Below are 15307 nucleotides of genomic sequence, written 5' to 3'. Positions count from 1 at the left end.
CCCAATGAGTGAGTGATTGATCAAACATACCTATAGCCTGAGCTTTCACACGACGCCCCTCAGCCCTCAACTGACTCCAAGGAGAACCACCATGACCCAGACCCTGCCCCGCCCCCATACCACCCAGATCACTGAGATCGTCCTGCCAGGACTCGTCGAACCGTCCGGCCTTCAGATTCGGCAACGTACGCTAATTGCGCCAACCGCAGGCCAGGTCCTGGTGCAGGTCGAGGCCAGCGGCGTCTCCTTCGCCGAGCAGGGGATGCGGCGGGGCCGCTACCCCGGCCAGCCGAAGTTTCCGTTCGTGCCCGGTTACGACCTTGTCGGAACCGTTCGGGAAATCGGAACTGGCGTCGACCCGACCCTGATCGGCACGCGGGTTGCCGTGGCCACCAAGACCGGCGGCTGGGCCAGCCACGCCCTGGTGGACGCCGCCGACCTGGTGGCGGTGCCAATCTCCGTCGATCCGGCAGAAGCCGAAACGGTCATCGTCAACGGCATCACCGCCTGGCAGATGCTGTACGTCAGCGCCCGCGCCAAACCGGGTCAGACCATCCTGGTCCACGGTGCCAACGGCGGTGTGGGCAACGTGCTGGTGCAGCTGGCCCGGCATGCTGGGATACGGGTCATCGGTACGGCGTCACCCCACCACCATGCCGCACTGCGTGAGCTAGGTGTGCAGCCGCTTGACTACAATGCCTCCGATCTGACGGCCCAGGTCCGGCGACTGGCCCCAGGCGGCGTGGACGCCGCTTTCGATCACCTGGGATTGGAGAGTGCCCGCCGCTCGTTTGGTCTGCTCGCCAGAGGCGGCACTCTGGTGGCTTACGGGATGGCTGCCGACCTGAATGAAGCCGGCTCAATGCTGCCGATGTTTCTTAAGATGGTCGGTCAGATCATCGCCTGGACCGTGCTGCCGAATGGTCGGCGTGCTTCGTTCTACGATTTCTGGAGTGGGAAAACGTTCAGCCCCAAACGGTTCCGTCAGCGCCAGCACGAAGCACTCCGTCAGGTCTTGGACCTGCTCGCCCAGGGCGTGATCAGACCTTACATTGCGGCCCGCTTTCCCCTGAGCGAAGTGCGGCAGGCCATGGAACTCGCCGAGTCCCGCACCGTGATGGGCAAGGTGGTGCTGATCCCCTGACGGGCACGCCGAGTGGTCCGGCGACTCGTGCCTTTCCACCTGAGAGCCTGGGATGGGAGAGGAACGGGCTGCGCTTGCTGGCACCTGATCAACATGCGGATGCCTGTTCACGGCGCGTTCTCTAGAGTGGGGAGATGATAGATGGGTCCAGGTCACAACTCGAAACGGCGCTCGAGGTCGCCACGCAGATCGCCAGCGCAGACGCGAGTCAGCTGCCTCAGCTGGACGAGTGGGCACGCCGGGTACTGGCGGGCCCAGACTGGGAGGTCACTCCTGGATGGAAGGAGTGGGCACCTCTGATCAGGGTTCACCCCGAGTTGCGGCTGGCCCTGGCCTGCGCTCCCAGTGGTTACGTGCGTGCCCAGGGCTGCCGCCTTCTGGCCACTTACCCTAGTAACCGTGGCCTGGGCCTATTGCTCCTGCGCAGCAACGACTGGGTTCTCCCTGTCCGCGCTGAGGCCCGCGCGGCTCTGGACGTCTACGATCAACCTGCTCTGGCTGCCTGGTGGATCGAGCACCTGCCTCTCGTTCTGCGGTTCGGATCGGCGGTCCGGGCTCCCTTCCCTGCGCTGTTTGGGCGGGTCCAAACACTGCTGAGCGATCCTAGAGCCGCCGAAGCCCTCCAAGCAGGCTGGCGCTCTCCAGACGTGGCGGTGCGCCGTGCCCTGCTCCAGCTGCTCCGCTCCGATCAGATGAATGCTGAGCTCCAGACCTTGCTGATCGGCGATCCGGATGTGCGCATCCGCCGGGCGCTCGTACCGCTGATCGCCCCGGACGCCTTGAGGGCGCTGCTGCGTGACCCGGACGGGAGGGTGCGCTCCTCGGCGCTGAGCCGGTTGCTGCCGACGTTGATCGCTGCTCCCGAGGTTGAAGAGATCCGGCGCGCACTCCTGGACACGCACAACAGTGTCCGCTTGCCGGTGCAGTACGCCTTGCAGCAGGCGGACCACGATGTCCGGCAGCTCTACCTTGATCTGGAAGACGCAACCCTGTCGCCGCGTGAGCAACTGGGCTTCCTGGGAGGGCTGGCCGATGTCGGTCGGCCCGTGGACAGTGAGCGTGTGGTGCCCTATCTGAACCCGCCCGCGTCAGTGAAGCAGCGAGTGGAGGCCCTGCGGACCCTCGCGGCACTGGACATCGGGCATGCGAAGCCGCTGCTGTGGAACGCGCTGTCTCAGGGAGGTCAGGTGGCCCGGCAAGCCGAACGCAGCATCAAACAGCATGACCTGGTGACACCGCCGCTCCTGCAGGCGTTCTGGAACGAGGCGCAGTCCGACGCCCCCAGGAAACGTGCCATCCACCTGGCGTTGTACCTCTCCCGCTTCGAGGCGGTGGCGACTCTACTGGAGTGGCGGGACACTGCACTCCATCTGTCGGCCCAGATCGACGAACACTTGGAGCGCCTGCTGGCCGGGTTTGGCAAGACGTACTTCACGCATCCTGAAACAGCGCTGCGTGAGCGGATCAGGGCGGCAACATCCCCGAGTCTGCCTGCGCAGCTGGTCAGCCTGATCGATCTTCTTTGAGCCTCTGAGCGGGACAGCCAGGCGGTGATGTGGGCTGGGTCATCAGCCGCGTCCTTGACGCCGTTCAGGTATTCCAGATCGCAGAAGTCGCGTCAGTACGCCTCTAAAAAGGCGACCCTGAGCTGGTCAAAATTCTGGCCTTCGCCGGGCTAAGCTCTGTACGGGGCACAAGCCCGATAAGGTTTAGACTGCCATGTGGGCAACAGCAGGCCGTCAGGGGTCGTTCGCGTACCCCTGAATCTCTCGTCGCCTGTCAAGGAGAGCCTGCCATTATTGAAGATTCCCTCTCCCGTCCTTTGTCACCTCTGGATCCTCCGCTGCGGGTGGTCGGCATCGGGGGGTCAGCGGGGGCACTGGACAGCTACGAGCGCTTCTTTCTGGGCCTGCCGCCCAGCACCGGGATGGCCTTCGTGGTGCTGCCACACCTGGATCCCAACCACCAGGGCCTGATGCCCGACATCCTGTCGCGCTGCACCAGCATGCCCGTGGTACAGATCACTGGCAGCCAGCCCCTGCGGGCCAATTGTGTCCACGTCATTCCGCCGGGACATAGCCTGAGTGTGGCCAGTGGAACGCTGCACCTTGGAGACCTGGCCCTAGCGGGCCGTCACGTGATTGATTACTTCTTCGAGGCGCTGGCCGCCGATCAGCGTGGGCGGGCGGTAGGGATCGTCATGTCGGGTCTGGGAAGCGACGGGACGCAGGGAATCAGGGCCATCAAACGGCTCGGCGGACGGGTGCTCATCGAAGACCCGCAGACCGCACAGTCCCCTGCCATGCCCAGCAGCGCGGCCAGCACGGGGCTGGCGGACGCCGTGCTGCCTGCCCTGGAACTCGCCGCGCGCCTGATGAGCCTGACTGAAGTGCCCCACCTGCTCAACGAGAAGGAACTGAGCCAGGGTGGGAGCGAATCCGGCACGCCACTCCAGACGATCCTGCGGCTGATCCGCTCACGCAGCGGCCATGATTTCACGCGCTATAAGCACGCCACGCTGGTTCGCCGCATCGACCGCCGCATGAAGGGCCAAGGCATCCAGGACGTCGCCGGCTACCTGCGGTTGCTGGAAGAATCGCCGGAGGAGATCGAGGCGCTGTTTCAGGATTTCACCATCAACGTCACCAGCTTCTTCCGAGACGCCGAGGCCTTCGAGGTCCTGAAAGTCCAGCTGAGAAGCTACCTCCAGGACCATAAGCAGGTGCAGGATACCCTCAGGGTCTGGGTCGCGGCCTGCTCGACCGGTGAGGAGGCGTACTCGGTCGCCATCGTGCTGTACGAACTGATTAGTGAACTGGCTGGGGATCACACCCTCAAGGTGCAGATCTTCGCGACCGACATCGACCCGGTGGTCGTGAAGACCGCCCGGCAGGGCCGCTATTCCAGGGACATCGCCTACGTCGTGTCGCCGGAGCGCTTGCAGCGGTTTTTTCAGCTTGAAGGCGACCAGTACCGGGTCCGAGCCGAGATCCGCGACAGCGTCGTTTTCGCCACCCACAGCACCTTTGCCGACCCCCCGTTCACGCGCCTAGACTTGGTGAGCTGCCGCAACTTGCTGATCTACGTCGGAGCCGAGCTGCAACGGCAGATTGTGGGACTGTTCCGCTACGCCCTCAGGCCATCCGGCCTGCTGTTTCTGGGAACCAGCGAGTCGGTCGGCACTGACCAAGACGCGTTTACCGCGCTCGACAGGCGCTGGAAGATTTACCGGCGCCGCGAGGGGACAGCGGGCCTGCCACCACTGGGTACGACGTTCCTAGCACGCACTGGCGAGACGCCGCCCAGTGGCTGGCGTGCCCCCGAGAGGGGGCAGGTCCGAATCACGCCCACCATTCCCGCTGATCTGTCCCCACGGCTGCAAGACGCCTTGCTGGCTGAGTATGCCCCGCCAGCCGTGGTGGTGAATGGGCAGGGTGACGTGCTGTTCGTGCATGGACGTACCGGTCGTTATCTCGAATTCCCGCCAGGGCAAGTGCAGAACAACGTGTTCGAGATGGTGCCGGTCAGCCTGCGCCTGGCCCTGCAGTCCGCCGTACGAGAGGCCCACCGCGAGCGGCGACGGGTGACGTACCGAGGGTTGGTGGCCGCACGCCAAAGTGAGTCCCAGACAGATCACGCCCAGATGCTCGACCTGAGCGTCCGGCCACTCCAATCCTCCAGCGCTGAGCCGCTACTGATCACGTTCCAGGAAAGACACCGGGGGGTCACGCAGCCGGAGGATGCCAGCGACGCCGGCCACCGCCTGGCCCTGGAGTTGGAACTCCGCCACGGCCGTGAGGTGCTGCATGCCATGGTCGAGGACTCAGCCCGCTCTGTGGAGGAACTTCAGACCAGCAGCGAGGAGCTTCAGAGCACCAACGAGGAACTGATGACCTCCAAGGAGGAACTCCAGTCGCTCAACGAGGAACTGAGCACCGTAAACGCCGAGCATCAGGTCATCATTCAGGATCAGGCCCGCGCCAATGACGACCTGAACAACCTGCTGGATACGGCGGGCACCGGCATCCTCTTTCTGGGCAATGATCTCACCATCCGGCGGTTCACCTTTCCTATCGGGCGCCTGGTGCGCCTGACCCCGGCTGATGCGGGCCGACCCCTGAGTGATTTCAACATCCTGCTGCGCCACAACCAGCTTCTGACAGACATCCACCGGGTGCTGGAGACCCTGGAACCCCATGAGGCCCAGGTGCAGACCCATGACGGGGAGTGGTTCCTGCTGCGGATCAACCCCTACCGCACGACGGACAACCACATCGATGGCGTAGTGGTGGCTCTCACCAGCATCGCTCTGGTCAAGGCGCTGGAATGGCAGCTGGTTGAGGCGCTGAACCTGACCGAGGCGGCGCTCGACGCGCCGCATGATCCCCTGCTGTTGCTCGACCAGCACCTGCGCGCTGTGACGGCCAGCCAGGCCCTGCTGACGCTGCTGGAAACCACCGGCCCGCTCTTGCAGGGCGAGCGGTTGCTGAACACCGGGGATTTCGCCTTAAACCTCCCGGAACTGCGCCGACGGTTGCTGGCAGTGATCGAAACGGGGGAGCCGGTCTCCACGCGGGTGCCAGGCGCGCAGCACGCGCGCGAGTTGAAGATTGAGGCCGAACGGGTGGTCAGTCGGGACGGCCGCCGCGAGCTGTTCTTGCTTCAGCTCAACGCTGCAGATGATGCCGAGCAGCAAGCTCAGGACGCTGACCCAGCGGAGACATCCTAGCGGCAGGCCTAGGGCGTTCCCACCCCGCGTCACGGTTCAACGCCGCTTCGGTGGTAAGTTAAGAGAACCCTAAGTGCTTTCATCGAGGAGCACTTCATGGACTGAGCCGCCTCCACTTCTCCTCATCATCCCTGGAGAATTCAGCCGCCGATCTCCCGGCAGCCCGCTCAGGAGTCCCATGACTCAGTTCGCCCAGCTCGAAAAGCGCTTTGCCGAGCAGCAGCACGAGTTGCACGTTCATCAGGCCGAACTCGAGCAGCAGAACGAGGCGCTCCGTCAGAGTAACGTGGAACTCGCGGAGGCCCGCAACCGCTACGCGGATCTCTTCGAGTTCGCGCCCATCGGGTACGTGATCTGCGACGAAGGCGGATCCATCCAGCAAATCAACAAGACCGGCTGTGCTCAACTCGGTTCGGACGGCGGGCAACTCGTCGGACGCCGCTTTGCGCTGTTCGTAGAGGCCGTCCAGCGACCCGAACTGGCCCAGTTTCTGGAGTGGGTCTTTCATGACTTGGAAGCGGATGGGCCGCCACGCCTGGAGCTGCGCATGCTGAGACGCAGCGGCCAGCCCTGGGATGCTCAACTGGAATGCACGCTGCTACAAGGCGAATTCACTCCGCTGGTCCGGATGGTGCTGACGGACATCACGACGCTCAAGGAGTCGCAGCGCAACACCCAGCGGCATGTCACGCAGACGCTGCATCTGCATGAGGAACTGCAGACCTTCCTGCGGTCGATGACGCACGATCTGAGTGCCCCGCAGCGCCAGGTCGAGGGCTTCACCGCCCTGCTCAGCCAGCACCTTCAGCCCACGGACGAGGCCACCGCCAGACTGCTCAAGGACCTGCTTCAGGCGTCCACGAATCTGGGGGCACTGACAACCTCGCTGATTCGCTTCTACCAGAGTGGTCAGCCTGGAGACTCGGCCCGCCCACTGAATCTCAACCGCCTCATCGAGGTGATTTTTCACGAGCTGGAACCGCAGCGCCAGGGGCGGCAGGTCTTGCTCACCCACGACCCGCTGCCGACGTTGCTGGTCGATTACCAGAGCATGTACATGGTCTTCGAGAACCTGCTCTCGAACGCCGTCAAGTTTACCGGGCCGCGCCCGGTCGCTCACATCCATGTGGGCGTGCAGGTGAGTGAGGTGCATGTCCTGCTAAGCGTCCGCGACAACGGCGTGGGCTTCGATCCAAGACAGGGACGGCGACTGTTCGGGATCTTCGAGCGGCTGCATAGCGACCATGACTTCCAGGGACAAGGTCTGGGGCTGGCCTTGGTGCGGCGCATCGTGGAGCGCTGGCAGGGCCAGGTCTGGGCCGAGGGCGTGCCCGGGGAGGGAGCGGTGTTCTCAGTGCAACTGCCGAGCGCGCTGCGTGTAGAGCCCAACACCACGTCAGATGACGCAGGCCCCCCTCTTCCCCTGTTGCTTGACTGACCCGGCGTCACGCTCAACATCCGCTCCAGCTTCAGGAATACTAAACTTCCCCGCTCCAGGTGCCGCGCAGACTGGCAGCATGGATACACATCGTGTGGTGGTGATCGGAACGTCGGCTGGGGGGATGCAGCCGCTGCTCGACCTCGCAACTGGCCTGCCCAGCGACTTTCCGGCAGCAGTGTGCATCGTCATGCACATCCCGGCCTACGCGCCGAGTTTCCTGCCAGGCATCCTGGACCGGGCTGGGCCGCTCCCGGCCTCGCACCCGGCGACGGGTGACCCGGTGCTGCCGGGCCGGATCTATTGCGCGCCGCCGGATCACCACCTCCTGATCGAAGATGGTCACTTCAACCTGACCAAAGGTCCCAAGGAAAACCGGGTGCGGCCCGCCGTGGATACCCTGTTCCGTTCGGCAGCGTACAGCGCTGGCCCGAACGTCATCGGAGTGGTGCTCTCCGGCCTGCTGGACGACGGCACCTCCGGTCTGTGGGCGATCAAACATTTCGGCGGCACGACCGTGGTGCAGGACCCACGCGATGCCCAGTACGACTCGATGCCGACGAGCGCCCTGAATCAGGTGGAGATCGATCATGTGCTGCCTGCCAAGGAGCTCGCCGCGCTGCTGGTCAAGCTGACCGCTGGGTCCACGCCAGCACCGGGGGGCAAGATCGAAGAACAGATAAAACAGCGGGTGGCCACCGAGATCAGTATCGCCAGCAGTGGCCACGCCTTTAAGAAGGGCATCATGGACTTTGGCAAGGTCACGCCGCAGACCTGTCCGGAGTGCGGCGGCGTCCTGGTGCAGATTCAGGAAGGGGGCTTTACCCGCTACCGCTGTCATACCGGGCATGCTTACAGCGGGGACACGCTCCTGGTCAGTGTGACCGAGGCCATCGAGGACAAACTGTGGGCCACCTTGCGGGCATTGGAAGAAGCCAGCATGCTGCTGGAGAACACCGGCAAGGAGTTTGAGGCAGCCGGGAATACCCGACTGGCCGGGGAGTATCTGCGCAAGGCCAGAGAAATGGAAGCCCGCAGCGCACTGATTTTTGAAAACGTCACGCAGAACAGGAGTCTGAGTGTGGAGCAGTTGGAACATGATGCCCGGCGGGATGGGCCGCCTCGGTCAGACTGAACCCACCGACCTTGGTAAAATTCACATTCCGAAGCTGAACAGTTTAGTAGCATGTCTCACAGTCTTCCTCAAAAACTGAAGTGCGGACTGATATGGTCTTAGAGATTTCGCTTCTTGAGCACCCGGCTCTTTCCTGAGGCGATATGACCGATCCCAAACCGCTATCCAACCCGCAGGTTCTGCGAGAGAACGCCGAACAGCAGGTGCGTCTGGCCGTACCGCTCCCGCTGTGGGATGGATGGCCCGCCGACGCCCTGACCCACGAACTTCAGGTGTACCACGCCGAACTGACTGCGCAGAACGAGTCACTGCAGCTCACAGTCATGGAGTTGGAGTACAAACACCGGCTCTACCACACGCTCTATGAACACGCGCCGACGGCCTACTTCACCTTAGACGAACACGCACATATCCAGAGCGTCAATCGAGCGGGAGAACAACTCCTCGGCTTTGACAGCTCCCACCTTCTGACCCGGCACTTCTTGCAGTTCGTTGGCCCCGAAGACCGGGCCGAGTTCAGCCGGCTGCTCCACACCGGGACCACCGTCGATAAGCAGTTGCGCGTGATTCATCGCAGTAACGAGCGATTGGAGGTGCAGTTGCAGGCCCTGACACTGCCGGGTTCGTTGCAGGATCAGCCCACCTTTTTGCTGACGCTCACGAACCTGACGCCGCTCTTCGAGGCCCAGGCAGCCATGCATGCCCTGAACGCTGGCCTGGAAGAGCGAGTGCGCGAGAGCACCCAGCACCTCCGGGTGTTGGCCGACCAGTTTCGGCATCAGGCGCGGCATGACGCTCTCACCACCCTTCCCAACCGGGTGGCGTTCGAGGAAGGCCTGACGCTGGCGCTCAAAGAACTGCACCTGTGGGGAGAAGCGTTTACGGTGCTGTTTTGCGACATCGACCGGTTTAAACGGATCAATGACAGTCTGGGGCATCTGGCTGGGGACCAGGTGCTCCAGGAACTGGCCCGCCGCCTGCGAACCGTCATCCGGCCCACCGATCAGGTGGCGAGGCTGGGCGGCGACGAGTTCGCGGTCCTGCTTCACGGTATGGCGGATCAGGTCCTGGTGTCGCGCGTTACTACCCGCTTGGAAGAAGCGCTCAAGGTCCCGTTCGTCGTGATGGGTCAGGAGCTGTTTATTCAGGTCGGGAGTGGGGTCTTGCTGGTCACCGACGAGTATCACTCGCCGGAAGACATCCTGCGGGACGTGGATCTGGCGCTGTATCAGGCCAAGCGAGGTGGACCGGCGGGCACCCGATTGTTTGAGCTGTCGATGCGCGACGAGTTCCGGGGCCAGTTGGAGCTGGAAGCGTATCTGCGGCACGCCCTCGAACGCGACGAACTGGTGGTGCACTATCAACCTATCGTGGCCTTGCAAGGTGGGCAGCTGCTCGGCCTCGAAGCCTTGATTCGCTGGCAGCATCCACAGCAGGGGCTGCTGCCCGCTGGGGCGTTCGTGCCCCTGGCTGAAGAGCTGGGTCTCATTGGACAGTTCGATAGCTGGGTGCTTCAAACCGCCGTGCGGCAACTGGCCGAGTGGCCGGTGAATCCTTCCCTGGAGCGCCCGCTGTGGCTCAATGTCAATGTCTCGGCAGCCCACCTAAGACAGGTCGCCGCCGTCACGGCCCCGCTGAGCAAGATACCCCTCCCTTCCTCCTGGCAGGTCCTGATCGAAATCACTGAACGGGTCCTGATGCACCCGGCGGAGACTGATGCCCGCACGCTGCAAGATTTACAGCGTGCGGGCATTGAACTGGTGGTGGACGACTTCGGAATCGGTACCTCGTCACTGAGCAGCCTGCACCGCTTTCCCCTGCGGATGCTCAAAATCGACCGCTCGTTTGTGGCCACCCTCGATCAGAACCGGGAACTGGTCCGGACCATCGCGGTGATCGGACACTCACTCGGCTTGACTGTGGTCGCTGAAGGCATCGAAACTGAGGCGCAGCGTGTCCAGCTCATCGAACTGGGCCTGACTGCCGGGCAAGGCTATTTCTTCGCCCGGCCCCTGACGGCGAATCAACTGGAGGCCCACCTCCGCTCGACGTTGAAGTTTCCATAACGGGTGCGGGGAACTTCAGACCTGGGTGTTCACTTCCGCGCGAGGAGAATGGAGCTGTCAAGGAAGGATCTCGGTGCATCTGAGCAGGACGTTCCTGACCTGCGTGGGCTGCCAATGTTTGCCCATGACCGTTCGGTGCCCCTCGGCGTTCAGGCGCGTGGCAATCTGCTGCAATGGAAGCCCCTGTGACCTGAGCAACTGGATAGAGCCGCTGACCAATCGATACGCCTCGACGGCCCGCCACCAACCAGCATCAGCGCCACGCTGGCGCGCTTCGGGTGTGAGATTGCTGGGCGTGCCGAGTTTGACGCCCCGCACCTTGGCCGCTTTCAAGGCGTCTTTGGTGCGGGTGGAGATCATCTTGGCTTCCTTCTCGGCAACAGCCGCGAGGATATGGACGGTGAGGGAGTCGACTTCCGGAAGGTCAACGGGCGTTCGAGCTGAGGAACGCTTTTTGTTCCCGGAATGTGCCAGCAGCTCACCCCTGGGTTGAGGGCGGCCAGCCTTGCCGCCCCGGCACTGGGCGCACTTCACACGTGCCCATCCTTGAGGCACCCCCATCATTTTCTGAGCCCGTGAGGCTTCTGTGGGGGCTGGGACGTAGGCTGTCATATGCTTCCCCTCTTCCCGCACGCCAGCGTGCACCCCTTCGACCGGGTGGAAGACGTCATGTTTACCCTCGACGCCAATGAACGCTTGACCTTCGTGAACGCCTTCGCCCTGAAGGCGTGGGGGAAAGAGCCTCAAGAGTTGCTCGGGCGGACCTATCAGGACGCCCTCCCGACGAAAGCCCAGCCTGAAGTGATGACTGCCTTCAGGCACGTTCTGAAAACCCAGCAGCGCACCGAGCTGGAAGTCTTCGGTGACCGCCACCAGGGCTGGATCGGCCTGATCATCTACCCCGACGACGGCGGCCTGACCGTTCACGTCCGGCCGCTGCTCAGAAGCGCCGGGAATACCTCGCACACCGACTTCGACGCGCTGACCGGCTGCCTCACCCGCAGTGCCTTCGTGCAAGCGCAGCGCACGCTGACCTTCCCGCAGGTTCTAGCCATCATCGACCTGAACCTGCTCAAGAGCGTCAATACGCGGCTCGGACACAGCGGCGGGGACGCGCACATTCGCACCATCGCGCATGCCCTGCGAGAAGCGCTGCCCGTTGAGGCGTTGATCTGCCGCTGGGGCGGCGACGAGTTCGTGATCCTTTGCCCCGGCCGTGACCAGAACGCCCTCCAGGATCTGCTGGATGAGACGAACCGGGCCTTGCCGGGTCCGATGCCGAATACCCTGGCGTTCACCGTCGGTCTGACCGTCTGGGAAGCTGACACGGCCTATGAGCGGGCATTTGCCATCGCGGACGAACAGCTCCAACTCCAGAAAGAGCAGTTCAAGGAAGCCGCCCCAGGCGCGCGTGAAGCCGACGCTCTCGTGACGTTCTCTCAGGAACTCGAGGCCCTCCAGGAGCCTGGTGACCTGATCCAGCATGCCCTGGACCGACTGCTCAGCTTGCTCAATTTCGATCAGGCTACCTACGCCATCATCGATGAGAACGAGGCTTTCTTCTCGCATCAGGCCCTGCGCGAAGGCGTCCCGGCTCCGCAACCGGCCCTGAATGTCCGGGTCCCCCTCGCCGAGACCGGCCTGGTTGACACGGTACACCGTACGCGGACAACAGCGTGGAGCACCGACTACCCGAGCCTCTCGGACCGCATGCCGAGCGTGATCGCACAGGGTGTCAAAAGTGGCATCGTCACGCCCGTCTTCCGTCAGGGGCAGGTGGTTGCTGCCATCGTGCTGCGCGCCGTGAACCGCTGGCAGACCATCACGCCGCAGATGCGCAAGATTGTGGAACTCACCGCGCTGCGCCTGGAGCACGCCCTGGAACTGCGCCGCGCTGTGGGCGAGATCCAACGGACCCTCGAAGCGGGCATGCTGACGCTCGGCATCGTCCTCGAAGCCAGGGACTTCGAGACACAAGGGCACACCACCCGCGCTGCCAGCATGGCCGAGCGGCTCGGTAAGTCCCTTGGCCTGACAAGCAGCCATCTCAGTCATCTGCGGCAGGGCGCATACCTGCACGATGTCGGAAAGCTCTGCATCCCGGACCAGATCCTGCGGAAACCTGGCAAGCTCACACCGGAAGAATGGACGACCATGCAGAGCCACGTCCAGCAGGGGTATGACCTCGCGACTCGCCTTCCCGGGCTTCCGCAGAACACTCTGGATGTCATTCGCTCGCACCATGAACACTGGGACGGCCGAGGCTATCCGGATGGCCTCGTTGGCGCAAACATTCCCCTAAGTGCGCGGATCTTCGCGGTCTGCGACGTGTACGACGCGCTGATCAGCGAACGTCCGTACAAGAACGCCTGGAGCCACGAAGACGCCGTTTCGGAGATCGAACAGCAGTCCGGTCGGCACTTTGATCCGGATGTCGTGCGGGCCTTTTTGAGCTTGATGGAGGGGGGAACAAACGGAGGCGGAGTCGCCAGAGCATTGTGAACCTTGAACAGTGATGGCCTGGAGCATCCTCAAGTCGTCTTCGAAGCCCACTGGAACAGCATACAAATCTCTGAAGGGGATTCTGGGTGATGGCAACGCGCGATGTGCCTCCTACTGAAGGTGGCGCGGCTTCTTAAGCCGACCGTCGTGAGTTGAGCAGCGGGGGCCGGTCAACTGTGCCGCGCTGAGACCCACGGCATGGTCAATGTGCGTCGGTTCGGGCCTGAGCAGTTCGAGTCAGCGGCCAGAGCCGTGCAGAGAAGAGCGGAGCGAATCCTTGAAGGAGCAACGCTAAAAATCACATCATGGGCAGCCTTTCGGCTCTGAATGCCCGGACTTTCCGGACAGGCCCTTCATCAGGTCGGGGTAGGCTGACCCGATGAAGGCAACACAACCCTTCAGCCAGCTGGGTCTCCTTCTACGTCCTGATGTATGCCCGGTGCTCCTGCTTCTGGAGGTACATGCGCTGATCGCTCAGCCGCAGCAGCGCCTCGGCCTCGTCACCGTCATCTGGGAACGTGGCGATCCCGGCACTCACATCCGCCTGGTCGAACCCGCTGCTCCTGAGCTTTTCTAAGGCCACCTCGACACGGGCCAGCGAACCACCCACCGCCGCGCCTGCTGGATCGGCATGTTTCACGAGCACCACGAACTCGTCACCGCCAACGCGGAACAGCGCATCCTCGCCCCGGAAGGCCAGCTGGAGCGACCTGGCAAAACCGGCCAGCAGCGCGTCGCCTCGGTGATGCCCCTCACGGTCGTTGAAGGCCTTGAGCCCGTCGAGGTCCAGTGAGATCAGGCTCAGCCCCGAACGGCTCTCACGGGCCTCCGCCAGGCTCAGGCGCAGTGTGTCCTCCAGGGCGCGGCGGTTGCCCAGCTGGGTGAGCGGATCGGTGAGGGCCGCGTCACGCAGCTGCGTCAATGCTTGCTGTCGCTCATGTGCCAAGCGGATGCTCTGCGCCGCAGTCAGGAACAGCGCCCGGTCGTTCTCAGACCAGGGCGGGGCATCACCCACCCGGGCGATGATCAGCGCCAGGCCCCTGCCCGGGTCTCCCGGCGTCAACGGGATGTACGCCACCGCCCCGACACCCTCGTCCACCAACGCCTCGATGCGCCTAGGGTAGTCCGGGTACCGGTCGATGAACAGCGCCTCGTTCTGTTCGAGACTCTGCCATGCCAGACTTTGCGACCGGGGCACCTGCTGTTCGATCAAGCGAACGAGTTCTGCGGACACCGCCGCGCTTCTAAAGGCCACCTGGCGGAGCACGACCTCACCGGCCACCTGCGCCAGGGCCACAAGGTCAAGCTGGGCCGGACCCGCCATGATCTGAGCGGCCTGCCGGGCAGTGTCGTACAGACTCAGCGGCAGCTCCGTGAGCCGGGCGACCTGAGCCAGGGCCTTCGAGAACCGGAGCGCCTGGTCCAGTTCCAGGACGTGCTGCGCCCGCTGTAGGGCGTGACCCAGCGTTCTGGCCGTGGCCTCCAGCAGCATCCGTTCCCTGGACGTCCAGAGCCTCGGTGCACCAAAGCGGAACGCCGTCAGCACCCCGACCTCGCCGTCCAGCTGGCCGAACGGCAGATGCGCCACGGCGCTCAGGCCGGCCTGCAGCATGAACGGTGACGTCATCAGGCTGCGAGGATAGTCGTCAACGAACAGCGGTTCGCCCGACTCGAGGCGTTCCCAGAGGACGCCGCCTTCGGTCCGTTGAAAGCGCTGGTGGCGAAACATCTCGAACTCGGGCGGTCCTTCGCCGTGCAGGACCAGCACCTGAACGCCCTCGAGGACGGTCCCAAAACTGATGCAGATCTGGTCGGCATGGGTCAGCTGCTGAAGGCGCCGCACCACGTGCTCGCTGATGATTCGGGGATCTGCGGTGACATCGAGCTCAAGGCTGAGATTGGCCAGGTACTCTGCGTCCGCTGCGCGCTCCTCGGCCACCGCCGCTCGTTCCTCCGCGACAGCCGTGCTTCTCAAGGCTGCCCGCAGCTGTGACCTGACCCGGGCCAGCTGCTGAACAGCGTCCGAGTGAGCCCTTCTCGAAGATCGTAGGGGCTTCACGGTGCACCCTGCTGAAGCATCTGGAAAAAGACCGCGACGATCTGAGGATCGAAGTGGGTGTCAGCCTCCATCTGAATGTGCTCCAGGGCCCGCTCCTGGCTCCAGGCCGCCCGGTAAGGTCGGTCGCTGATCAAGGCTGGAGTGAACCCAAAACGCAGGACCAGCAGGCAAGTCACTTCTAGGTTGGATGATAGCGGGCAGCGAACTCGGCAGGGGGGACATAGCCAAGACTGG

The 15307-nt window shown here is 63.6% G+C and carries 10 protein-coding genes; 7 read left to right on the top strand and 3 right to left on the bottom strand.

Going from position 1 to position 15307, the window contains the following annotated elements:
* The first annotated feature begins 91 nt into the window (after positions 1-91).
* The 6 genes from GUI70_RS17700 to GUI70_RS17675 all read left to right on the top strand — a co-directional run bounded on the left by GUI70_RS17700 (position 92) and on the right by GUI70_RS17675 (position 10512).
* Positions 92-1144, top strand: coding sequence for a medium chain dehydrogenase/reductase family protein (locus tag GUI70_RS17700; protein WP_161883645.1), 1053 nt, complete (start codon positions 92-94; stop codon positions 1142-1144).
* A 134-nt stretch (positions 1145-1278) separates the two neighbouring features.
* Positions 1279-2670, top strand: coding sequence for a hypothetical protein (locus GUI70_RS17695; protein ID WP_161883644.1), 1392 nt, complete (start codon positions 1279-1281; stop codon positions 2668-2670).
* Positions 2671-2966: 296 nt separating this feature from the next.
* Positions 2967-5873 carry a CheR family methyltransferase gene (locus GUI70_RS17690; protein WP_161883643.1) on the top strand — a complete coding sequence of 969 codons (2907 nt, stop codon included), beginning with the start codon at positions 2967-2969 and terminating at the stop codon, positions 5871-5873.
* 178 nt (positions 5874-6051) lie between these two features.
* Positions 6052-7311, top strand: coding sequence for a sensor histidine kinase (locus GUI70_RS17685; RefSeq protein WP_161883642.1), 1260 nt, complete (start codon positions 6052-6054; stop codon positions 7309-7311).
* A gap of 79 nt (positions 7312-7390) precedes the next feature.
* Positions 7391-8446: a chemotaxis protein CheB gene (locus tag GUI70_RS17680; protein ID WP_161883641.1), complete on the top strand. Its 1056-nt coding sequence runs from the start codon at positions 7391-7393 to the stop codon at positions 8444-8446.
* A 143-nt stretch (positions 8447-8589) separates the two neighbouring features.
* Positions 8590-10512, top strand: coding sequence for a putative bifunctional diguanylate cyclase/phosphodiesterase (locus GUI70_RS17675; RefSeq protein WP_161883640.1), 1923 nt, complete (start codon positions 8590-8592; stop codon positions 10510-10512).
* Between the two features lie 57 nt (positions 10513-10569).
* On the opposite strand, the gene GUI70_RS17670 is transcribed toward GUI70_RS17675, so the two are convergent.
* A complete protein-coding gene (locus GUI70_RS17670; RefSeq protein WP_161883639.1) occupies positions 10570-10872 on the bottom strand; it encodes a recombinase family protein in 303 nt (100 codons plus the stop codon).
* 252 nt (positions 10873-11124) lie between these two features.
* Between GUI70_RS17670 and GUI70_RS17665 the strand changes: the two genes are divergently transcribed.
* A complete protein-coding gene (locus GUI70_RS17665; RefSeq protein WP_161883638.1) occupies positions 11125-13014 on the top strand; it encodes a sensor domain-containing diguanylate cyclase/phosphohydrolase in 1890 nt (629 codons plus the stop codon).
* Between the two features lie 418 nt (positions 13015-13432).
* Here the strand turns inward: GUI70_RS17665 and GUI70_RS17660 are convergent, their stop codons facing one another.
* Both GUI70_RS17660 and GUI70_RS17655 read right to left on the bottom strand, forming a co-directional pair.
* Positions 13433-14989, bottom strand: coding sequence for a sensor domain-containing diguanylate cyclase (locus GUI70_RS17660; RefSeq protein ID WP_161883637.1), 1557 nt, complete (start codon positions 14987-14989; stop codon positions 13433-13435).
* A gap of 80 nt (positions 14990-15069) precedes the next feature.
* Positions 15070-15207 (bottom strand): hypothetical protein, encoded by a 138-nt coding sequence (locus tag GUI70_RS17655; protein WP_161883636.1) that lies wholly within the window; start codon positions 15205-15207, stop codon positions 15070-15072.
* Between the last annotated feature and the right edge of the window lie 100 nt (positions 15208-15307).

The sequence above is a fragment of the Deinococcus alpinitundrae genome (assembly GCF_009982895.1).
Classification (GTDB): domain Bacteria; phylum Deinococcota; class Deinococci; order Deinococcales; family Deinococcaceae; genus Deinococcus; species Deinococcus alpinitundrae.
The sequence above is the reverse complement of the archived record's forward strand: the minus strand, read 5'-3'. Positions and strand labels throughout refer to the sequence as shown.